This window comes from Streptomyces alkaliphilus, from assembly GCF_014141535.1.
GTDB classification, from domain to species: Bacteria; Actinomycetota; Actinomycetes; order Streptomycetales; family Streptomycetaceae; genus Streptomyces; species Streptomyces alkaliphilus.
On sequence record NZ_VKHT01001501.1, the window covers coordinates 1 to 834 of the forward strand.

Below are 834 nucleotides of genomic sequence, written 5' to 3' on the forward strand. Positions count from 1 at the left end.
ACCACTCCCGCCCCGCCGCCCGCGCCGCCGAGGGCGGGCGCCGGCACCGCCCGCCGGCTCCTCGGTCTCCCCGACCCGGCCGCGCTGCGCCGCATGACCTCCATCGGTCGCGCCGAGCTGACCCTGCTGCTGCGCAACCGCACGGCCCTGATGATGGCGCTGGTCATGCCGTTCTTCATGGCCGCCGCGACCTTCTCCGTGAGCCGGGAGATGGACCTGGCCGAGGTCGGCCTGAGCGTCGGGGCGCTCGTGATCACCGGCGGCATCGGCATGATCCTGCTGTTCGTCGTCTACTCCAACGTCATCTCCGTCTACGTCGCCCGCCGCGAGGAGCGGGTGCTCAAGCGGCTGCGCACCGGCGAGCTCTCCGACGGGGAGGTCCTGGCGGGGGCCGCGCTGCCCTCCGCCGTGCTGGCCCTGGCCCAGTGCCTGCTGCTGGTGGCCATCGGCACGGTCGCCCTGGACCTCGGCTTCCCCGAGCAGCCCGCGACCCTGCTCCTCGGCCTGCTCCTCGGACCGGTGCTGATGGTGCTGATGGCCGCCGTCACGGCCGCCTTCACCCGCACCGTGGAGAGCGCGCAGATCACCGGGCTGCCGCTGTTCATGGTCTCCGCCTTCGCCTCGGGGTTGATCGTGCCACTGGAGACGCTGCCCGACACCATGGCCGATGTCTTCCGCTTCCTGCCGATGACCCCCGTCATCGAGATGGTGCGCGGCGGCTGGCTGGGCACCCTCGAGGGAACCGACGTGCTGCGGGCCCTGGTGGTCGCGCTGGTGTGGATCGGTGCGTCGGTGTTTGCTGTACGGCGGTGGTTCCGCTGGGACCCCCGCGCC

General features: G+C 72.5%; 1 protein-coding gene. It reads left to right on the plus strand.

The window, feature by feature from the left end; genetic code table 11:
- Positions 1–834 (plus strand): ABC transporter permease (locus FNQ90_RS25325; RefSeq protein ID WP_323380181.1); only part of this gene is annotated, 834 nt, incomplete at both ends.